The following is a 19,919-nucleotide window of genomic DNA, read 5'->3' as shown; positions in this document are numbered from 1 at the left end:
TCAGCGCCGCATTTGGCAAAGGAGAAGAAGTGGTTTCGACCGCGCGACCCACATGCCTGACGTGGCGCCTTCTTCGTCTGGCCCCGCATCCGATCGGCGACCCGCTGGAGGTGCGGTTTAGCCTGGGGCCTGACCTGCCTGACACTCGATCGGCTCGACTGGAACTCGCAGCGACAAAAAGCCCCTTGCAAACGGCCCGCGGAAACGGGGTCGAACTCAAGCGGAGTACCATCAACGACTTCAGAGGTCCGCTCGCGCGGCGTGCCCCAAACCAGCGAGTTTCCGAAAATCCGGGGTGGTTCATCCGCGGGGGTGCTTGTTGGTCAATGCGTATTTGGCTTGAAGGTGGTTGGACGCAATGACGAACATGGAGGCTTCAGAGCCGCGGAGCTGGGTCCTGGCCGCGACGGTGTATTCCGGCATGGCGCTCATCCTGGCGACCGAGTGGGTGACGCAGCTCGGCTTTGCGCACGGATTTCTCTACATACCGCTGCTTGTGCTGGCGTTCTATGCCGGAGGTGGTCGCTTTCTAGCTTCGGTGACCGCATTGACCATTTGTGCGATCTGGGTCGGGCTCCTGCTGTCGCCCCCCGCGCCAGAAGGTTTTTCGATGGGGTACGTGCTGGCGAACCGGCTGGGAGCAACGGCCGCTGTGCTGGCGGTGTTCTTTGTCTTTTACTACCACCAGTCCGTCTTTGCACGGGAGCGCAGGCGGCTGGAGTCTCTGCGTGAGGAACGAGCGCGCTACGAACAGCTCGTGGACTTGATGCCGATCCAGGTCTGGACCGCTGGACCGGATGGCGAGCTGGACTATGTCGGGGCCCAGTTTGCGCGATTTACGGGGACCTCCAAGGAGGGATTTCTGAACGCCTGGCGCGATGTCTTCCATCCGGACGATCGCGAAGCCACGTTCGAGCACTGGGGCCGGTGTGTGGAGAACGGAGAGCCCTATCTGCGCGAGGTGCGCTTTCGCCGGGCGGATGGCGAGTACATCTGGCATCTGGTTCAGGCGATCCCGGAGACGTCGGCGGATGGGACCGTCCAGCGTTGGTTGGCGTCGGGGGTCGAGATCACTGCACTCGTGCAACTGCGTGAGGAGGCTAGAGCGCTGGATCTTCGCCTGCAGGATACCGTCGAGAGCATCACGGATGCATTCTTCACGGTGGACCGGGAGTATGCGCTGACCTACGCCAACCTCAAGGCGAGGAGCTTGCTCGGGTTGCCAGGCGGGCCGGAAGAGGCCCGTTACATCTGGGGCAAGGGGCGATTCTCGCCGAGCGACCCGTTCGGGGTGCAGTTTCGCCGGGCAATGCGGCGGAGGGAGGCGGTCACCTTTCAGGCCCATTTCGAAGCCCGCGGTGTGTGTCTTGATGTGCGGGTTTATCCATTGCCGGACGGCTTGGCCGTATACCTTCTGGATGTGACCGAGGAGCGCAAGCAACAGCAGGAGCTCAAGCTGCTGCGCGCGGCCATTTCGCGGATCAACGACATTGTCCTGATCACGGAAGCCGAGCCGATTGAGTATCCGGGGCCACGGATCATCTTTGCGAACGAGGCGTTCGAGCGACGCACCGGGTACACGCGCGACGAAGCCATTGGGAATACGCCGCGCATGCTCCAGGGACCGGGGACGCAGCCCGCAGAACTGCGCCGGATTCGGCGTGCTCTGGAGCAGTGGCGCCCGGTGCGGGCCGAGCTCCTGAACTACACCAAGAGCGGCGAGGAGCTGTGGTTGGAGCTGGATATCGTGCCCTTGGCCGACGAGACGGGATGGTTTACCCACTGGGTGTCGGTCGAGCGCGATGTCACGGCGAAACGGGGGCTGGAGCGCGAGCTGATGAACGCGCAGCGGATGGAGGCGACGGGGCGGCTGACTGGTGGTCTGGCGCATGATTTCAACAATCTGTTGACCGTCATTCTGGGCAACGTCGATCGACTCGCAGAGCATGTGCCCCAAGGGTCGCAACCGGCTCGGCTGCTGAGGGTCATCGAGCAGGCCGCGGAACGCGGCCGGAACCTCACGCAAAGCCTGCTAGCCTTTGCCCGACGCCAGACCTTGTTGCCCGAGAGGCTGGATTTCCAGGATCTCCTCGAAGAGATGCGGCCGATTCTCGAGGCCTCGCTCGGGCAGCAGAGCCGACTGGTCATCCTGACCCCGAATGAATCAATCCTGCCGGTGCATATGGACCGAAGTCAGCTGGAGAGTGCCCTGCTGAACCTCGCCTTCAATGCTGCCGATGCGATGCCGGAAGGGGGCGTGCTGGAGATCGGGATGCGCAACGCGGACGGTGACGCTGCTGTGGGTGAGCTCGACGCTGACGCAGGCGACGGCGATTTCCTGGTGGTAACGGTGCGGGATACGGGCACCGGAATGTATCCGGACGAGCTGGACCGTATCTTCGAGCCATTCTTTAGTGGCAAGGCGACGGGGCAGGGCAGCGGCCTGGGTCTGAGCATGGTGTTCGGTTTCCTCCAGCAGTCGGGAGGGTCGATTCAGGTCAACTCCGAGCCGGGGTCCGGGACCACCTTTACCTTGTTATTGCCCGCTTCGAGCGAACCGGCCGACTTGATTGTCGAACCCGTACCGGACGTGTTGGACAAGGGTTGGGGGCAGGTCATCCTGATCGTCGAGGATCACCCCGAGATCCTGGAGCTGGTGACGGGCATTCTCCGCGAGGCGGGTTTTCAGACGTGCGAAGCTGAGGACGCCGACACGGCGATCGAGATTCTCCGGAGCGATGCGCAGCTCGACCTGTTGTTGTGCGATGTGGTGCTGCCCGGCTGTTTGTCGGGAACCGATGTGGTTGCGCAAGCCCGCGAGGTGCGACCGGGCCTGCCCATCGTCATGGCGTCCGGCTACACCGGTGACGAGCCGATGGTGGGCAATCCGTCCGGAAGCTCTGCACCGGTGCTACGCAAGCCCTATCGCAAGGCACAGCTCCTGACCGCCATGCATCAGGCGCTGCACAAAGGGGGCTGAGCAGTGGGCGAGCCGCGGTCATCGGTGAGCGAGTGCCGCCGCCGCTGGTCTTTGAATGCCGGACGTGCGCCAGCGGCGGTCCGCTCTCCGGTCACGCCATTTCAATGTGACGAGTAGGCTGGATCCAGTTCCGTTTCTTCGCTCTCGGGCACAAGGGTGGGCGAAAGCGGCTTGATCTGGGAATACTGAACATCCATCAGGCTGTCAATCTGGGTATGTTCGAGCGGTTTGCCGAGCAGGGGACCCTGGAGTTCGTCGCAACCCAGCTGCACGAATTCGCCGAGTTGCGTGGGATTCTCGATCCCGGCGCCAATCACCGAGAGTCCTAGGTCATGCGCCATCCGCACGATGGCCTGGATGGAGCGCGGGTCTTGCAGCTTCCCGGAGGTGTAGCACAGGGCCTTGGCATCCAGCTTGATCGTGTCCAGGGGGAGGGTGCGCAAGTGGGTGAGCGGCACATGTTTGCCGTGGAAGCTGTCTACAACACAGCGCATGCCGGACGCTCGCAGATGGCGCAGATGCCGCAGTTGCCGACCTTTCAAGGACATCACGTAGCGTTCGTGGATCTGTAAGCCCAGTTGTGCCAAGGATAGGTTATGGGTCCGCAGCTGCCGCGCCACCTCTCCAAAGAAGGTGTGGTCATGCAGCATGTGAGGGTGCAGGTCCAGATAAACGACGGGCTCGTAACCCTGGGCTTTCCACTCGGCCAGACGTTCCACAACGTCCTCGACTACCCAGCGGGCAAAATGCTGGACCATCCCCGCGTGTTCGATCAGGGGCAGGAAACGGCTGGGCGGGATGAGTCCCCGGATGGGATGGTTCCAGCGGGGCAAGGCCTCGAGCTTGAGGAACTTGCGGCTGCGCAACTCGAGGACCGGCTGATAGACCACCTGGATTTCCTGGTCCTCGATGGCCTTGGCGATCTCGCCCAGCAGTTGCGTGTCGCCGTGCCAAGAAGGGGCGGGTCCACCGGAGTTCAGATCGGACTCGGCCGTCAGCGCATCGCGCGCACGCGCCAGCAGGCGGCTTGCGGCGTCGCTCATGTTGGAGAGCGGGGCGGCCGTATCGCCCATGCCGGGGCTCGCTGCGAGCGGTTCCATGCGTTGGCTGACCGTGCTTGAGACCAGCTCGGTATGAATCTCGAGCCCGTCAATCTGGAGCGGGGTCTCGCGGACCGAGCGCAGTCGCTCGGTCTGCTCGGCGGGGTTCCAGGGTGCATGCGAGCTGTTGACTACGGAGAGCGAGTCCGGGGCCGAATGACTGACGAAGGTGCCCGCGGGCATCACGAGGCGGATTCGCTCCGCCAGAACCTGCATGACTTCATCCATGCGCCGTGTGCCGAAGCGCTGCTGCAACGCCTTGAAATTCGCTACCCGCACCTCCGTGACATTCGCGTACTGGTCACGACCGGTTGTGCTGCTCAGCAGAACCTCGACGTGTTTCTGCGCAGACTCGTAATCGGGGTCGCCATTTTCCGGATTGAGCCCTCGCAGCAGGTTGACGCGGCCCTCGAGGTTACAGACCGCGCAGGAGAGCATACCGACCAGCACCCCGATCACGGTCAGCCACGTGGCGCGGATGCCCCAATCCAGCCAGAGCCAGGCGTGTTCCGGCGCTAGGGTCAGGGCGGAATAGGGAGCGATCAGCGCGGCCGCAAACAGAGCTGCGAAAAAACCTCCGTAGATGCCAAACGCCAGGGCTGCGAGGATAACGGGGGCAAACAGGAATAGCGTGAAGGTGCCCTGCTGGCTGTCGTCGACGTAGAGAAAGGCCAGACTACTGACGAACACCAGGACCACGAGCGCCGCCGACTCTTTCGGGTTGCGGCGCAGGGCGTGGACGAGGTCGGTCATCCCCGAGAGCGAGGGGTTCCAGTCGCGCAGGCGCTGGACAGGGCGTAGCCAGGGTTTCATCGCCGACATCCCGTTCCACGTGGGGTCGACTGCCGGAGAAAATCGACCCAAAGTGGAGCAAATAGGTGCTGCAGGGGGGCAGTCCGGTGGGCATGGCGCTTCGTGAACCATGCCGGCAGCCGACGCATGCCACCCAGCTGAGTGTGACCTGCCGGTGGTCTGGGCCTGACATGGGTGCGGTGGATGGCGCGTTTCCTCGCGTCGCGGCTAGGCATGTCGAGTCTCCGTGTTTCCGAATGCTCGTCCTGCTTCCAGCATGTTGCCGCCGCAGCCAATCATCCAGGCATGTTTGTCCCAGTCTGGTGGGATGCCCTTGGCGCATTAGGCACGGTCCATGGGGACGGAGGTTTCCGGACGCGGGGAGAGCGCGAGGGGATCGCCCAGCCCGGCTGCCACCGGGTCGCGCAAAAGGACCGGATCCTCGACCCGCCCGGGCTTGAGCGTCAGGCCGGCGCCTTGTAGCGTCTGGTTCACTCGATCATGCAGTGAGTCGAGCAGTCCAAGCCCGTCCAGCGTGTCTCTGAATTCGTTGATCCGTTTGCCTTCGACCGATGTTTCGGTCCCGCAGAAGGCACAGAAAAGGGGAATTTCGTACAGGGCTTCTTCGACTGCCGGGTCGGTATAGGTGAACCACTGTTGCAGGCAATGGATGCGCAGGTGGGTGTTCAGCCCTGCCGGGAAGTGATCCTCGGCAACGCCGGCATCGATCAGCTGCTGGATCAGCGTCTCCCACGGAAGCAGGCGTTCGATTCGGTCCAGAAAAAGCGCACGATGGGTCATGCAGGCCGGGTCATCGGTCAGCGGGCGGGGCCAAGTGAGCAAGGCCATCGGTTTGGGTTCCTCGAATGGTAGAAGGCGGACGGAAAGGATGTTTTTACGGTTGTGCGTTGGGGGGCAGCGGTAGATAAACCGAGACGCGGGCGCCACCGCTCGTGGATGCCAGTTCGACATGGCCACCGCGCGCCTGTGCGATCCCCTGGACGAGCGTGAGGCCCAGTCCGAGGCCCTGCTCCTTGGTCGTGTAGAACGGTTCGAACAGGCGCGCCGAAGGCCCCTCGGGGAGACCACAACCGGTGTCCTGGATCGCAAGCACCGCCCAGGGGGCACCGTTGTATATCTCGCGGGACGTGGTGATCCAGATGGTGTCCTGTCCATTGCGCATGCGGGAACCAGGCTTTGTCTCCAGCGCATCGCGGGCATTGAACAGGAGGTTGGCCACAATGTGTTCGAGATCACCGCGTGCGGCGTGGACTGCGGGTAGCTCCGCGAACTGACACTGCACCCGGATGTCGCGCATCTCGAGTTGTTGCCCCATCAACGTGAGGACATGGTCAACCGCATCCCGCAACTGGATGGCTTGAAGGGCTGTCGCCTGCGGTCCGAACAACCGCAACAGGCGGATCAGTTCGGCCGCCCGCTCGGTCTGCTCCATGATCCGTTCGAGCCGTGCAACGGCGTAGGAGGGTGGCTGACCGCCACCGGGTTTGCGCAAGAATTCCTGGGCATTGTCCGCCGCTAGCTGGATGACCTGAAGCGGCTGGTTGAACTCGTGCGTCAATCCCAGTGCGATCTGGCCCATGGTGGCCATGCGAGCGTTTTCGAGCAGGCGTTGCGGACCGAGGCGGGCGCCCGTGACATCCAGGGCGAGCCCGGCGATGGTCCAGGGTCCGTCCGTTGTTTTGTCGCAAATGGCCAGTCGCTCGTGGATCCAGCGCAGGGTCCCGTCAGGAAGCTGGATACGATAGTCGACTTCACAGCGGCCCTGTGCGCGCAGCGTTTCCAGGGCGCACTCGATGTTCGATGCGTCCTCTTCCACGGCCGTCCCGAACCAGTCGTCCGGAGGTTCATTCAGTCCGGTGAGGCTGGTATAGCCATCGCTGACGGAGTCCACCCTGGGGCGCCCCTGCGGCTGCAGCGTCCCGCTCCACAGGGCGAGGGGGGCGGGGAGGCCGGTCAGGCACGCCAGTTGATGACGTTGCGTTGCCTCGACTGTGGAAGGCCCATCGGCGGGCCTGGGCCTGTCACTCTCTTGCCCGGCGGTATGGGGGCTCGTTACGTCGAAGCCCAGAAACCCGATCAGCCAGGCTGTGGCAAGCCCCGCCACCAGGCCCCCAAGTACGTACCAGGGGCCCCCGGTCGATGGAGGCGAAGCCATGACGGTGTGGCCGGCCCAGGGGATCCCGAACATCACGATCGGGATCACAAGTGCGAGCAACAAGCCGATGCGTAGCAGGCGGGGGTTCATCAGTGGTGCAGCGCCGCGGTGGCAGAGGATCGACAGGTGTTTCGCGACGGCGAGCGCGCGCAGGCCCGCCTGAATGCCGTGCGGATCTGTTCTCGCGATACCGGTTTTTCAAGGTATTCGGCATGGTGCTCGCGGGCCTGGTTGGCGGTCGTCTCGTTGCCATGCCCGGTCAGGATGATGGGAATGGGTGCGAGCTGACGGTCGAGAAAGACCGGATGCTGAAGTAACTGCAGCCCGTTGCCGTCGGGCAGGTCGATGTCGATGAACATGACCGCCACATCGTCGATGTTTGCCAGTTGCCACTCGGCATCGCTGACGCTGCCGGCCAGCCAGCACGTCACGCCTTCGCCGGTAAGAATCGCGGACATCTCTTCGCGAATATGGGGATCGTCGTCGACGATCAGGCACCAGGCGGATGGTTCGTGGGTCGTCTCTGCATGCGATGAAACGAGGGCCTCGGGTTCCAGGGAGACCTCCGTCGTGCGGATGGTCCGGTTCGGGGCGTCGCTCTTCGAGGTGGATTCCGTGTTCAGGGCAAAGTGATCGGCGCACTCCATGGCGTGCTCGATCGGCACTGGATGCCCGAACAGGTATCCCTGTGCGACACCGAAGCCAAACCGCTGGGCCATCTGCAGCATTGCCTGGTCCTCGATCCCTTCGATGACACTCTCGATGGCCCGGTGGTTGCAAAGGATGGCGATATCCCGCAACAGGGCCTGACGGCGCCGGTCGCTTGTGGCGTTGCGGATGAACCAGCTATCCACCTTGGCTTCGGTCAAGGGCAACTGGGCGAGCCGTGTCAGACCTGCCGAGCCGGCACCGAAGTCATCCAGAGAGATCCCGAACCCCGCGATGCGTGCCCGGGCGAGACCCAGGCGCTGCTCGACGCTGAGTGACGGTGCGCTCTCGGTCAGTTCGATGGTGAGTGAATGAACGGGCAGAGCCGCCTCGGTGCATGCCCGAACCAGATCGCCCGGGAAGCGGGCGTGTCCAAAGATCGTTGCACCGGCGTTGACGGCAAAGCGCAGGTGAGCGCCGAACCGTTCTTGCAGGGCGGAGGCGTGGTGCAGGACCTGGCGGAAGATCTGTTCGAATACGGGCCATGCGAACTCTGGGTCATCCAGATAGGCCCCAAATGCCACGGGTGTCAGCGTTTGGCCGAGTTCCCAAACCTCCCAGCGAGCCAGGCTCTCGAATCCGAGCAAACGACCGCTGCGAAGACAGTATTGGGGTTGGAGATAGGGGATCAGCCGCCTCTGTGCGAGCCCTTCGGTGAATTCGCGCCGCCCTATGGTGGCTGGGAGCTCGACCCCGGGGCGGGAGCGAGGCTCTTGTTCCAGTTGGCGAAACAACGCGGTCAGGGATGCGCGCCGGATGGGTTTTCCGAGTGGGGCGAGCACGTTCAGCCCGAGTTGGGCCGCCACGTCGCCCGCGGCGCCCAGGATGTCCGCGTTGAGTCCGGACAGAAACGCCAGCGCGGGTGCCGCTGATTCCATCCGTGCGAGTTCGGGCAACAGGGCGAGCCCGTCCCCTTCCGAGAGCTTCAGGTCGAGCAGGATCAGGTCGTAGCGAGCCGTTCTCAGGCGGCGCCGTGCTTCCGCCAGATCGGGGGCTCCATGGGCCGCGATGCCATGAAGGCCGGCGCTGGCGATCAGTTCCTCCCGAATCTCGCGCACATCGTCCACAATCAGCATGAGTGGCGCGCTGGGCATGGTGGCAGGCTGCGTGTGGTCCACTGGCGTCATGCTGAGCCCCGGGGTCATTTCGACGATCGTTTCGTGTCGGCTCCAGCATACGGAACCAGCCGCCAAGCGGAAGCGAGCGACAATGAGACTTCTGCCAGAATGGGGCCATTGTGGCGATGCGATGCAAGGCACCTTCGTGGGATTGCCCCGCGCGGGTCCGCTTATCCAGTGGCTTTAGCCGGCAAATAGAGGCGGGTGCTGCTCGCGGTACCTTGTGAGCGTCTTTCCAGAATGAAAGAAGTGCTTTTGACGAGCCAATGCATTGATGATGCATTGAGCGCGCAGGTATAACACTTCAACCCGGCAATGGATAACGCTCCGCATGAACACGACGTCACTTGCCGAATCGGCGGTTGCCCCGATTGCGCTACTGGTCGATGACGACCCCGATGTCCTGGATGAACTCCAGGGCAGCCTGTCGCTTTCGGATATCCCGTGCGTTTCGGCGAGGGACGGACGTGAGGCCCTGCGATGGCTGCAGGGACACCCCGGCATTCTGGTCGTTGTCGTGGACCTTCGAATGCCGGGCATGGATGGCTTCGCGCTCATCCGCGCCATACATGACATCGCGGAGGATGGCGCGCGCCCTCGCATCGTCGTGATGAGCGGTCACCTGGATGCGGATGCGGCCGTGACGGCGCTGCGCCACGATGTTGAGGACGTGCTCAGCAAGCCGGTCAGTCGCGAAGTCCTGCACGGAGCGGTCACCCGGGCGATCCGCCGGGCACGCGAAGAGCGCGAGAGAAGTGGCTTTGTCGATAACGTGTCGTCCGCGATGGAGCATTTGCGCAAACAGATGCGCGATATGGACCGCCAGTTGAAGGCGTTCGGGTCGACCAGCCACAGGCGCGGGGCAGGCTCGACGCAACCGGACGAAATCGATCTGTCGGACGGCGAGATGCTGGAACGTGTCGGAGAGGTGTTGGCCCTGCAGCGACGACGGCTACAGCATTTCCCGTCCGATCTCTTTTCCGATCCGGCCTGGGACATGCTCCTCGATCTGACCCATAACCACCTGACTGGCCATGCGACTTATGTCTCCAGCCTCGCGGTAGGCGCGCGAGTGCCGTTGACGACCACCTCCCGCTACCTGGATACCCTCGAGCGTCTCGGTCTGACAACTCGGTATCCCGATCCAGGAGATCGCCGGCGAATGCGTGTCGCTTTGACGGACAAGGGCCTGGCCTCGATGCGCGCCTACCTGGCATCGCTGTGACGTGACTCTCCCTGGCATCTCATTGGGTCTTGGCGTGAGTGGTTACAGATTCCCTGCAGCCCGAAGAAAGGAAAAAACGCACCGGATGTGGATGCCCTCTTTCGAAAATATGGCGCGCCCGACTTCGTTCGTAGCCAGAATTTTCCATACTTCGGGAAACAGGCTAAAGCGACCTCAAGTGGGATCGCGGTACCCTGGTAATAACGTAACCCCCGGAAAATCGGCGCGGCCTTGTTCTTGAGATGGGACAAACAAGAACGGAAGACGTCGACTACGGTGTCACAGGGGGTGTCCCGCCCAAACGAGTATCTAGCGCTCGTCGGACACGAGTCGGTCGACCATTATGTGGAACCGTCTGGACAGGGAGGTGAGCGGACTGAGAGCATCCCTTCCGGTCGCCCCAACGGGTTGGGGGCTACCCAAGCCATCCCTCGCCGAACCTCCAGGCCAAAAAGGTAACGCCGCCCGGATACCCACTGATGTGGCACGGCTACGCCAAACTCACCACGACGGCCTACGCCTACGCCTACGCTTTGAGAGATGAAATCGGATGACATCGCCCTGCATTGATGGGTCTGCGCGACGTATGGGTAAAGGGCAGGACTAGCGCGGAACCGCGTCGATAGCGTGCATTCCCCGGCGCAACGCTTTTTGCGACTCGGCGTCCGCGCCTTGCCAGACGCCAAGCGCTTCACTCCTCGAAGGCCAACTCGCCCTGGGCCCAGGGTCCCGGATCTTCACCGCCCTTGCCAACCGGCACCAGGGCGCTGACATGTACGCCCAGCAGCCGCAGTGGCCGCTCCAGAGGCGCCCGGCGCAGGCACTCCCGGCTCGCGGCCAGCAGGCCTTCCGGTTCGTCGATTGGCTCGGGCAGCGTGTGGTCGCGGGTCAGCGTGCGGAAGTCCTCATAGCGGAGTTTGATGCCCACGGTCCGTCCGCGCACGCCCAGCGCCTGGAGATCCACGGCCACCCGTTCGCAGAGGGCCACAAGGGTTTCGGTGAGTTGCGCGCGGTCATGACGCGGATGCAGGTCGCGTTCGAACGTCGTTTCCCGGCTGACCGACTTGCGCCCGGCCTCTGTCACCACCGGCCGGTCGTCCCGCCCGCGTGCGGCCGCGTGTAGCCAGGTGGCGTAGTTGGACCCGAAGTGTTCTTGCAGAGACCCGAGCTCTGCTCGGGCGAGATCGCCGATGGTGTGAATGCCCAGACGCGCCAGGCGCTCTGAGGACTTCGGCCCGACCCCGTTGATCTTGCTCGCCTTCAACGGCCATATCCGGCCAGCCAAATCCGCCGGACCCACCAGCGTGAGACCATCCGGCTTGTCGAACTCCGAAGCCATCTTCGCCAGCAGCTTGTTCGGAGCGATTCCGATCGAGCAGGACAACCCCGTCGCGGCACGCACCGCCTCTTTGATCCGGCGGGCGATCCGCGCAGGGCCGCTGCGGTAGGACGTCAGGTCGATGTAGATCTCGTCGATCCCGCAGTCCTCGATCTGCGGCGCCAGGGACGCGACGGCCATCTTGAATCGCCCCGAGTAGTGCCGGTAGGCCGTGAAATCGGCCGGCAGCAGGAACGCATCCGGCGCGCGACGGGCAGCGGTCATCAATCCCATGCCGGAATGCACGCCGAGGGCCCGCGCCTCGTAGGTCGCGGTGGTCACCACGCCCCGGCCGCGGTAGTCGCGCAGGCGGGTGAACTGGACCCCGCCGCCGTCGCCCACAGCCGGGGCTTCGATACGGCGCCCACCGACCACGAGCGGCTGGCCCCGCAGTTGCGGGTAGCGCAGCAATTCCACGGAAGCGAAAAAGGCGTCCATGTCGAGATGTGCAATGCAGCGGTCCAAAACACTCAGAGCGGTCTCCTCCCGTTGACGGTATTTTCCATCAACCGAAAAGGCCTCGCGTGTTTCGCGTTCCGCTTTCACCACAGTGCAGCCAATATCCTTCATGTTGTGTTTGATTTTCGGGGGGGGGCACAGAAGTGGCACGAGAGTGTCACGGGGCGTGACCTGGCCCAAAACGAAAAAAGGACCAGCGACGGTAAGTCACTGATCCTTTTCTCTGGAATATGGCGCGCCCGGAAGGATTCGAACCTCCGACCACCTGGTTCGTAGCCAGGTACTCTATCCAGCTGAGCTACGGGCGCATCGACTGAAGGCGCGCATTATCGCGATTGGTCCCGAAGGATGCAAGTCGTCGCGGGGTATTCTTTGCGTTCGGCTTGGTCTGCCTGGCTCTCCCAGCCGTGCACGATCGGGCGATATAGCGTACTTCGCACTCCGTCGCGTTCACGAATGCGGACGTGGGCGAAATTCTGCATGTCGCCGAAGCCCACGGAGGCATGGCCGGTGCGCCGTTGTTCCGGTGTGGATTTCACGATTCGAGCGTGCGCCCGAAAGCCCCGGTCCCGGACGCGAATCAGAAGTTGTAGCCAAGTCCGACAGTGTACGAAAAGTCACTATCGAGGAGCGCATTCTCTGCGTCATTCGAGCCGCTGAAGAACCACTGGTATTCAATGCGACCCAGGGCGTAGGTGTCCTCCAGGAGGTAGTACTTCAAGCCCCCATCCAATCCGGCGAACCCGCTGTTGTTGACCCCGTCGCCGTAGACTGCGCCCAGGCTCCCGCCAGCGAAGGGACGGATCCGGCCGTCTGTGTCTTGAAGGTTGAGATAGCCTCGAGTGGCTCCGCTCCAGAAGTCATTGGTCAGGAAGTCGCTCTCGAGGTCGGCGTAGTGGATGCTCTGGCGGACGCCGAGGACCAAGTGACCACGCAGATACCAGCCTATATCACCCGTGATGCCGAGGTTGGTGTTGTCGAACCTCCGGTCACTGCTGCCACTTCCGGAAAGCGAGAATTCGCGGTCGCCTATGGAGGGCCCAAAGTTGGCGGCTGATCCTTGTTGAGCCTGGACGGAAAGGGTGAACGGTCCAGCCAGGCAGAGCATGACTGCGGCTACCTTTTTCATCATTACCTGCCTCCTGAAACGTTACCCGCCGCGTTGGCATGGCGCAGAGCACTTTGGAGTGCGACCGCGACCGGGAGGGCCCGCTTTGCATCCGAAACGGCAGATTGCGGTCGCAACCGAGAGGGCATCTGTACGTTGCCGCACATTCGCCCCCGGGCGCGTTGGGTTTCAGGTAACGGGAGACAGAAAAAATACGAGAGATCAATGGCGTAACGATGATTTCGATACGTCATATGAGGTGTTCAAAAGGATCTTCAGCGAGACGCTGATTGAAGCGCGTTTGCGTGTTCTCGCGGTGTCGCCCCATGTCGTCCGAGACAAGGGCGCTGTGCATTGGGTAGTGAACGAAAGGGGCCTGATCGTGGACGCACAGAAGTCTCTGTCAACCTGCTCTTCGAGCAGTTATGAAGCGACTTTGCGGCCCGATTGGATGGTGGCGGGGGGCGGCTGCCCCCTGATCGTGGTGTGCCTCGGGGCAGGGCAGCAGGCGTTCTTTCGAACTGCCCCTACCCCGGGCAAGAAGGCTCAGAAGTTGTAGCCGAGGCCTACGGTGTAGGCGAACGCACCATCGCGGAAGGCATCTTCTGCATCACTGGAGCGGCTGAAGAACCACTGGTATTCGACGCGGCCCAGGACGTAGGTGTTTTCCAGCACGTAATACTTCAGGCCGCCTTCCAGGCCGGCGAACGCGCTGTCCTTGACGCCGTCGCCGTAGATGAAGCCCAGGCTGCCACCACCAAAGGGACGCAGACGGCCGTCCGTCGTCTGGAAGTTGAGGTAGCCGCGCGTGGCGCCATTCCAGAAGTCATTGGTTATGTTCTCGCCCTCGATGTCGGCGTAGTTGATGCTCTGGCGGACCCCGACGATCAAATGATCGCGCAGGTACCAGCCCATATCGCCCGAGATACCGAAGTTGGTGCTGTCGAACTTGCGGTCACTGCTGCCGCTTCCGGAAAGCGAGAACTCGCGGTCGCCCATGGAAGGTCCAAAGTTCGCCGTTGATCCTGCTTGCTGGGCCTGGACGGCGAGGGGGAGTGTTCCGGCCAGACAGAGCGTGAGCGCGATTAGCCTTTTGGTCATTAGGTTTCTCCTGATTGGTTCCCATCCGGGGCGGGATGGGGGGTGTCTCGGTGGGTTCTGGGCGTGGCCGGGATGGTCCCGGTCGATACTCGGGATCAGATTACGTTTCCAGAGATGGGGTATCTGTACGGTGGCGCACATAGACATCCGGACGCGCTGTGTTCTGGTTGGCGAAAATCAACAGAGCCCTGGGTTCTGCGGAACCGTGGATCCAAATCCTGCTTTTCAAGATGGGAAGGACCCTTGATGGGTAGAACGGAGGCGGACGTTGCGCGTGAAGTTCGGGCGGGTTTGTGCGGTCCCGCACAGACGGGCACGGGTGTGCTCCGCAGGGTTCTGGATCGGGCGGCAATCAGGCCGACCAGCCATTCGGAGGAGTGCGAGATGAACTGGAATATCGCGAAAGATCACTGGAAGCAGTTCAAGGGCAAGGTCAAGGCGCGTTGGGACAAGCTGACCGACGATGAACTGGAAACCGTGGCGGGGGAGCGCGACGAGTTGGTGGGCTGTATCCAGGAGCGGTATGGCGTGAGCCGGGCCGCGGCCGAAGGGCAGCTCGTAGAGTTCGAGAGGAAGGTGAGTCGGGTCCACCACTGAACCGCCAGCCGTGGGTGGGGCCTGGCCCGCCGGGGCTCACCTCCAGGTTTCGGTGATTGGCGTGTGTCCGGGGCGGTGGCGTAGTAGTGGGCGGCCCTGCTAGCTGGAAACTGGCTACGCGGTTTGGGTGGCGCACGGGGTTTGCGCAAGAGCTGGGCCCCACCCGGACGCGCGAGATAACCAATGGCTGCGTAGCGAGTCGGTGGCCCCGAGGAGTGTGGTACCCCTCGGGGCGAGGACAACCAACGCGTTAGTCGCGTTCGTATTCCGGTATTTCCTGCAGCGTGTCTTCATTCATGTCGATGTAAAGCTTGACCTCTCCGTCTTCGGACGTACGCTCGATACGGTCCCAGGCGATCGCCACGTCCTTTCCGCCGAGGCCGAGAACGCCGCTGCCCGTGCCGATCACGACCGCGACGATACGGCCGTCCTGATCGACGACCAGGTCATGGACTTCCCCGATCTCGTCCTGGCTTTCACGGCTATGGATCTTCTGGTCCATCAGGTCCGAGACGTGCAGCCCCTGGTCCGGCATGCGCTGGATATGGGGGGCATCGTCACGGGCGTCCGCACGTGGTTGTTCCATGGCGTCGCGGTCGTAGCCTTCGGCGCCACGTTCTTCCATCACCTCGTGGTCGTCCGAGTCCTTCTCGTGTTCGCCGGCCATCGCGCCGGTCATGACACCGCCCAGGCCAAAGACGAAGATGGGGACCGTGGCCGCGGCGAGTTTGAGTGAGGCAAGTGTTTTCATGGTGTCGCTCCTTGATGGGTCCGGCGTTCAATCCGGAAGTCGATGTCGCGTGCATCACGCGGGCACTTGGACCCAGCGATGCGAACGCACCAACGATGTTGCGGAGCGCTGTCACCCACGTCTGTACGTTGAGGCACACACCTGGTTCGTAGCCAGGAAGTCTATCCAGCTGCGCTCGCATCGACGGGATGCACGGTGGACCCGATGGGCCCCGAGGCAGCAAGCAAGCCGTCGCGGTGAGTGTGTTGTGGCTTTCCGGCCCCGTCCGCCGTCCTTATCCCCTCGGGATGGGGTGATAGGGCGTACTGCGTACTCGGTCGTGTTCATGCATGCGGTAATGGACGAAGGCGTCCTTGTCGTCAAAGTGCAGGAAGGGGTTGCCCGCATCCTCCTCCGCCAGTGTGGATTCCGCCTTTTCCGCGTAGTTGTGGCCCGGGTGGATGCAGGTATGGGCCGGAAGCCCCTCGCGCAGGCCGTTGAGGGTGTGAAACATCTGTTCCGGATCGCCGCCGGCCAGGTCGCAGCGGCCGCAGCCGAAGACGAACAGGGTGTCGCCGGTGATCAGGTCGTCGCCCGCCGGCATGTGGAAGCAGGCGGAGCCGGGGGTGTGGCCGGGTGTATGCAGGAAGCGGATCTCGGTGTCGCCCAGACGCATCTCGTCGCCACCGTGGTGCAGTTCCGGACGTTCCAGCTCCTTGCCCCAGAACTCGGCCTCGGGCTTGAGCAGGTGCAGTCGCGCATTTGGATACTGTTCAAGGATTGCCTCGACCCCGTTGATGTGGTCGTGGTGGCTGTGCGTCAGCAGGATGTCGGAGATGTCGACTTCATTTTCGCGGGCCTGACGGATGATCGCCTCCGGATCCCAGGCTGGATCGACCACCGCACCACGATGGCTGGCGCGGTCCTCGATCAGATAGACGAAGTTCTCCATCGGGCCGAGTTCCTGGCGGTGGATGCGATAGGGCAGTTGAGTACGGTCCATCGAGGTCTCCGGGAGTTATTCGTGGTTTGGTAGGGTCTATGCATTTCCTATCCTGTGCCGAGAAGGGGAGTGATGCCAATTTCCGAAGGTTCGCCAGTTGATTCCGAAGTTCTGGATGCCGAGACCGACTGGGAGGCGCGCTATCAGGCGGGTTCGACCCGTTGGGATCGCGGCGCGCCCAGCCCTTCGCTGGAGCGGTGGTTGGAGGTCACCGCGCTGGGACCCGGTTCGCGGATTGTGGTGCCCGGTTGCGGTTTTGGGCACGAGGTGCCGGCTTTGGCCTCGCGGGGTTTCCGTGTGATCGGGCTGGATGTGGCGCCTACGCCGGTAGGGCACTTGCGCCGCGAACTGGCGCAGGCCGGGCTGGAAGCGGAGGTGGTGCAGGCGGACATGCTCGCCTGGCAACCAGAGGGGCCAGTGGACGGCATCTACGACCAGACATCTCTTTGTGCCCTGGCGCCCGAGCAGTGGTCGGCCTACGAGGCGAAGCTGCATGGCTGGCTGCGTGAAGGCGGTGAACTGTTTGCGTGTTTCATGCAGACCGGTCGCGAGGGCGGGCCGCCCTACCATTGCGCAGTGCCAACGATGCGTCAGCTGTTTCCTGCCGATCGTTGGGGTTGGCAGGACGAGGTGGGCCGGACCGACCACACCAATGGCAAGTACGAGCAGCTCTTCTCTTTGATCCGGCGTTAAGGCGCTGCTGTGGCTCGTATCGGCCGGGCCGGTGCAGGGCCCGGCGCCGATGGCGAATCTCCCGCGTCCAGGCGCGGTAGATTCGGTGAAGTGCATGCGCATGATCTAGATTCGCACTAGGGAGGGCCGCAAGGGCTTTCGGCCGGCGGGCTCTCCCGTCCACCCGAATCAGGAGTGCGCGATGAAAGTCTGGATGCTCGTGTTGTTGTTGTTGCTGCCGCTTCCGCTGACCGCGTCCGAATCGACGGAGGGGGACGAGGCGCTGGATCCTGAAACGTTGCAGCAGATGGTTCGGCAGAGTGCCGAGATTTTCAAGATCGAAGATGGTGTCAGCATCGACGAGGCCATCGAGTCGATGAAATTGCGGGCCAATCTGCGCAATTTCCAGGAGGTCGCCGATTTGCCGCTGTCGGATCAGGTGCAGGCAATGGGCGGCGAGGGCAATTACATGCGTATTCTCGCCTTCTGTGATGCCCTGATCGCCAACCAGATGGTGAAGCACGACATCATCTATGCGAGCTTTCTGCCCTGTCGTATCGCAGTGGTGGAGGATGACGAGGGGCAGGGCTGGATCGTCACCACCAACATGGACATGATGCTGCATGCGACGGATCTCCCCGAGGATCTCGAGGTCGTGGCCCGCGAGGTGCGCGACACGATCTACAGCATCGTCGAGGCGGGGCGCACCGGAGATTTCTGAACGTCCAAATGAAACGCCCGCGGCTCCTTTCGGAGGCCGCGGGCGTTGTCTGGCACGCGCCTTTGAGTTGCCGCGCTTAGCCGTTGGCGGCCTTGCGCTTGATCATCAGCGTGCCGTCCGCGCGCGAGCCGGTGTTCTTGGGCCCACTGGTACCCTTGCGCACGGGGCGTTTGCCGGGTGCGGCGGCATAGGCCGGGCGCTTGCCGTTGCCCGGGGCCGGGCCGCGCTTGGCCGGTGTGGGCTTGCTGGTCGGCTTGGACCTGCCGCTGGTCTCCGGCTTGTCACTGCGCGGCTTGGCGGTCTTGCGCGGCGCAGGCTTGCGAGCGTCGTCCTGATTCGCGGCCTGGCCCGGGCGCGGGGCCTGAAGGGTCAGTTCCAGCTTGCGGTTGGCAATATGGATGTTGCCCAGGCGACGAATCGCGGCTTCGTCCAGCGACGCCGGAAGATCCACATGGCTGTGGTCGTCACGCAGGCCAATGCGGCCGATGTCGCGGCCGTTCAGGCCGCCCTCGTTGGCCAGCGCGCCAACGATGGCACCCGGCGCCACGCCGTTGTTGCGGCCGACCGGCATGTAGTAGCGCACCATGTCGGCTTCCGGTTCGCGATCCTTGCCGCGCGACGGACGCTCGCCCCGGGGCTTGCTGTCCCGGCGGTTGTCGCCGCGCTCGGAATAGGGGGCACGGGCGGCCGCCAGCAGCGGATCGGCGCCCTTGGTGGCGTTGGCATCCAGCGGGCTGCCGGCGGTGGCCAGTGCGACCAGGGCGGTGGCGAGTTCGCGCTCGGATACGCCACTGTCGGCCAGCAGGCGATCGACCAGGGCTTCGTGTCCGGAGTTCTGTTCGCTGCCCAGGAGGGCCTGAACGCGCTCGGCGAAGCGCGTCTCGCGGCGGGCCTGTACGGCCTGGCGGTCGGGCACCGGCTGTTCGCGCACCGGCTTGCCGGTGAGGCGTTCGATGTCTTTCAGCATGCGGCGCTTGCGCGGCTCCAGGAACAGGATGGCGCGGCCCTTGCGGCCGGCGCGACCGGTACGGCCGATGCGGTGGACGTAGACCTCGGCATCGCCGGGGGCGTCGAAGTTGAAGACGTGGCTGATGCGCGGCACATCGATGCCGCGGGCGGCGACGTCGGTGGCGACGATGACATCCAGGCGGCCGTCGCGCAGGTCACTGACCACACGCTCGCGCTCGCCTTGTTCCATGTCGCCGTTCAGCGCGGACGCGGCGATGCCGGCCTGGCCGAGTGAATCGGCGATCTCGACCGTAGAGGCCTTGGTGCGGGCAAAGACGACCGCGCCGTCCAGGTCTGCCTCAGTCTCCATCAGGCGAGTCAGGGCCTCCACCTTGTGGCGGGCATCGACCAGGCAATAGCTCTGGTCGATGTCGGTGCCGGCCTCGTTGCCGGCGCCGATGCGGATCTCTTCCGGTTCGCGCATGTGGCGGTGCGCGATACGACGGATGGGCGCCGGCATGGTGGCTGAGAACAGGGTGGTCTGGCGCGCTTCGGGGGTCTGTTCCAGGATCCACTCGATCTCTTCGACAAAGCCCATGCGCAGCATTTCGTCGGCTTCGTCCAGCACCACGACGCGCAGGGCGTCCAGGTTCAGGGTGCCGCGCTTGATGTGGTCGACCACGCGGCCGGGCGTGCCGACCACGATCTGCGGGCCCTTGCGCAGGGCGCGCAGCTGTTCGCCCATCGGCTGGCCGCCGTAGACGGGCAGCACATCGATGCCGGAGAACTCGCGGGCGAACTCAGTCAGGGCGCCGGCGACCTGGTTGGCCAGCTCGCGCGTCGGGGCCAGCACCAGTGCCTGGGGCGCGCGCTTGCCGGCGTCCATCAGGTCAATCAGCGGCAGGCCGAAGGCGCCGGTCTTGCCGGTGCCGGTCTGGGCCTCGCCCAGAACATCGCGGCCTTCCAGCAGCGCGGGGATGCAGGCGGCCTGGACCGGGGTCGGGGTCGTGAAGCCCATGTTCGACAGGGCATGAACCAGCGACTCGGAAAGCCCGAGCTGGGAGAAGGAGGGGGAATCAGACATTGAGGGTACTCACACAGGC

General features: G+C 63.6%; 15 protein-coding genes and 1 tRNA gene. 5 read left to right on the top strand and 11 right to left on the bottom strand.

Annotation, left to right across the window (positions count from 1 at the left end):
* The first annotated feature begins 358 nt into the window (after window positions 1-358).
* Complete coding sequence (locus F792_RS0112715) at window positions 359-2,980, top strand: PAS domain-containing sensor histidine kinase (protein ID WP_026305975.1); 2,622 nt, start codon at window positions 359-361, stop codon at window positions 2,978-2,980.
* A gap of 101 nt (window positions 2,981-3,081) precedes the next feature.
* Here F792_RS0112715 and F792_RS0112710 read toward each other — a convergent pair whose 3' ends face one another.
* The 4 genes from F792_RS0112710 to F792_RS0112695 form a co-directional block, all read right to left on the bottom strand.
* The gene (locus F792_RS0112710) at window positions 3,082-4,833 is read right to left on the bottom strand and encodes an EAL domain-containing protein (protein ID WP_018169922.1); all 1,752 of its coding nucleotides are present in this window, start codon (window positions 4,831-4,833) and stop codon (window positions 3,082-3,084) included.
* A gap of 381 nt (window positions 4,834-5,214) precedes the next feature.
* Window positions 5,215-5,721, bottom strand: coding sequence for a transposase (locus F792_RS0112705; protein WP_018169921.1), 507 nt, complete (start codon window positions 5,719-5,721; stop codon window positions 5,215-5,217).
* Window positions 5,722-5,767: 46 nt separating this feature from the next.
* Window positions 5,768-7,138, bottom strand: coding sequence for an ATP-binding protein (locus F792_RS0112700; RefSeq protein ID WP_018169920.1), 1,371 nt, complete (start codon window positions 7,136-7,138; stop codon window positions 5,768-5,770).
* Complete coding sequence (locus F792_RS0112695; RefSeq protein WP_018169919.1) at window positions 7,138-8,901, bottom strand: EAL domain-containing protein; 1,764 nt, start codon at window positions 8,899-8,901, stop codon at window positions 7,138-7,140. The genes F792_RS0112700 and F792_RS0112695 overlap by 1 nt, the downstream gene beginning before the upstream one ends.
* A gap of 304 nt (window positions 8,902-9,205) precedes the next feature.
* Between F792_RS0112695 and F792_RS0112690 the strand changes: the two genes are divergently transcribed.
* The gene (locus F792_RS0112690) at window positions 9,206-10,099 is read left to right on the top strand and encodes a response regulator (protein WP_018169918.1); all 894 of its coding nucleotides are present in this window, start codon (window positions 9,206-9,208) and stop codon (window positions 10,097-10,099) included.
* A 691-nt stretch (window positions 10,100-10,790) separates the two neighbouring features.
* Here F792_RS0112690 and dinB read toward each other — a convergent pair.
* The 4 genes from dinB to F792_RS0112665 all read right to left on the bottom strand — a co-directional run bounded on the left by dinB (window position 10,791) and on the right by F792_RS0112665 (window position 14,145).
* Window positions 10,791-12,047: a DNA polymerase IV gene (dinB, locus tag F792_RS0112685; RefSeq protein ID WP_018169917.1), complete on the bottom strand. Its 1,257-nt coding sequence runs from the start codon at window positions 12,045-12,047 to the stop codon at window positions 10,791-10,793.
* 120 nt (window positions 12,048-12,167) lie between these two features.
* Window positions 12,168-12,244 (bottom strand) — tRNA-Arg (locus tag F792_RS0112680).
* Window positions 12,245-12,516: 272 nt separating this feature from the next.
* Entirely contained in the window at window positions 12,517-13,068 is a 552-nt protein-coding gene (locus F792_RS0112675) for a hypothetical protein (RefSeq protein WP_018169916.1), read from the bottom strand.
* A 522-nt stretch (window positions 13,069-13,590) separates the two neighbouring features.
* Complete coding sequence (locus tag F792_RS0112665; RefSeq protein ID WP_026182098.1) at window positions 13,591-14,145, bottom strand: outer membrane beta-barrel protein; 555 nt, start codon at window positions 14,143-14,145, stop codon at window positions 13,591-13,593.
* A 384-nt stretch (window positions 14,146-14,529) separates the two neighbouring features.
* Between F792_RS0112665 and F792_RS15030 the strand changes: the two genes are divergently transcribed.
* Window positions 14,530-14,742 (top strand): CsbD family protein, encoded by a 213-nt coding sequence (locus tag F792_RS15030; protein WP_026304820.1) that lies wholly within the window; start codon window positions 14,530-14,532, stop codon window positions 14,740-14,742.
* 250 nt (window positions 14,743-14,992) lie between these two features.
* On the opposite strand, the gene F792_RS0112655 is transcribed toward F792_RS15030, so the two are convergent.
* Window positions 14,993-15,493, bottom strand: a complete 501-nt coding sequence (locus F792_RS0112655) for a PRC-barrel domain-containing protein (protein ID WP_018169913.1) — start codon at window positions 15,491-15,493, stop codon at window positions 14,993-14,995.
* 274 nt (window positions 15,494-15,767) lie between these two features.
* Complete coding sequence (locus tag F792_RS0112650; protein ID WP_018169912.1) at window positions 15,768-16,475, bottom strand: MBL fold metallo-hydrolase; 708 nt, start codon at window positions 16,473-16,475, stop codon at window positions 15,768-15,770.
* Window positions 16,476-16,547: 72 nt separating this feature from the next.
* Between F792_RS0112650 and F792_RS0112645 the strand changes: the two genes are divergently transcribed.
* Window positions 16,548-17,168, top strand: a complete 621-nt coding sequence (locus tag F792_RS0112645; RefSeq protein ID WP_018169911.1) for a methyltransferase domain-containing protein — start codon at window positions 16,548-16,550, stop codon at window positions 17,166-17,168.
* 181 nt (window positions 17,169-17,349) lie between these two features.
* Window positions 17,350-17,868 carry a DUF302 domain-containing protein gene (locus tag F792_RS0112640; RefSeq protein ID WP_018169910.1) on the top strand — a complete coding sequence of 173 codons (519 nt, stop codon included), beginning with the start codon at window positions 17,350-17,352 and terminating at the stop codon, window positions 17,866-17,868.
* A 76-nt stretch (window positions 17,869-17,944) separates the two neighbouring features.
* Here F792_RS0112640 and F792_RS0112635 read toward each other — a convergent pair whose 3' ends face one another.
* Window positions 17,945-19,900, bottom strand: coding sequence for a DEAD/DEAH box helicase (locus F792_RS0112635; protein ID WP_018169909.1), 1,956 nt, complete (start codon window positions 19,898-19,900; stop codon window positions 17,945-17,947).
* Between the last annotated feature and the right edge of the window lie 19 nt (window positions 19,901-19,919).

It is taken from the genome of Thioalkalivibrio sp. ALMg9, assembly GCF_000380625.1.
GTDB lineage: Bacteria > Pseudomonadota > Gammaproteobacteria > Ectothiorhodospirales > Ectothiorhodospiraceae > Thioalkalivibrio > Thioalkalivibrio versutus.
This window is presented reverse-complemented; position numbering and strand designations above follow the sequence as displayed.

Excerpts from the sequence above, each read along its gene's own strand:
- F792_RS0112715 (WP_026305975.1), top strand. The coding sequence starts at position 359 with ATGACGAACATGGAGGCTTCAGAGCCGCGGAGCTGGGTCCTGGCCGCG.
- F792_RS0112710 (WP_018169922.1), bottom strand. The coding sequence starts at position 4,833 with ATGACCGACCTCGTCCACGCCCTGCGCCGCAACCCGAAAGAGTCGGCG.
- F792_RS0112705 (WP_018169921.1), bottom strand. The coding sequence starts at position 5,721 with ATGGCCTTGCTCACTTGGCCCCGCCCGCTGACCGATGACCCGGCCTGC.
- F792_RS0112700 (WP_018169920.1), bottom strand. The coding sequence starts at position 7,138 with ATGAACCCCCGCCTGCTACGCATCGGCTTGTTGCTCGCACTTGTGATC.
- F792_RS0112695 (WP_018169919.1), bottom strand. The coding sequence starts at position 8,901 with ATGACCCCGGGGCTCAGCATGACGCCAGTGGACCACACGCAGCCTGCC.
- F792_RS0112690 (WP_018169918.1), top strand. The coding sequence starts at position 9,206 with ATGAACACGACGTCACTTGCCGAATCGGCGGTTGCCCCGATTGCGCTA.
- dinB (WP_018169917.1), bottom strand. The coding sequence starts at position 12,047 with ATGAAGGATATTGGCTGCACTGTGGTGAAAGCGGAACGCGAAACACGC.
- F792_RS0112675 (WP_018169916.1), bottom strand. The coding sequence starts at position 13,068 with ATGATGAAAAAGGTAGCCGCAGTCATGCTCTGCCTGGCTGGACCGTTC.
- F792_RS0112665 (WP_026182098.1), bottom strand. The coding sequence starts at position 14,145 with ATGACCAAAAGGCTAATCGCGCTCACGCTCTGTCTGGCCGGAACACTC.
- F792_RS15030 (WP_026304820.1), top strand. The coding sequence starts at position 14,530 with ATGAACTGGAATATCGCGAAAGATCACTGGAAGCAGTTCAAGGGCAAG.
- F792_RS0112655 (WP_018169913.1), bottom strand. The coding sequence starts at position 15,493 with ATGAAAACACTTGCCTCACTCAAACTCGCCGCGGCCACGGTCCCCATC.
- F792_RS0112650 (WP_018169912.1), bottom strand. The coding sequence starts at position 16,475 with ATGGACCGTACTCAACTGCCCTATCGCATCCACCGCCAGGAACTCGGC.
- F792_RS0112645 (WP_018169911.1), top strand. The coding sequence starts at position 16,548 with ATGCCAATTTCCGAAGGTTCGCCAGTTGATTCCGAAGTTCTGGATGCC.
- F792_RS0112640 (WP_018169910.1), top strand. The coding sequence starts at position 17,350 with ATGAAAGTCTGGATGCTCGTGTTGTTGTTGTTGCTGCCGCTTCCGCTG.
- F792_RS0112635 (WP_018169909.1), bottom strand. The coding sequence starts at position 19,900 with ATGTCTGATTCCCCCTCCTTCTCCCAGCTCGGGCTTTCCGAGTCGCTG.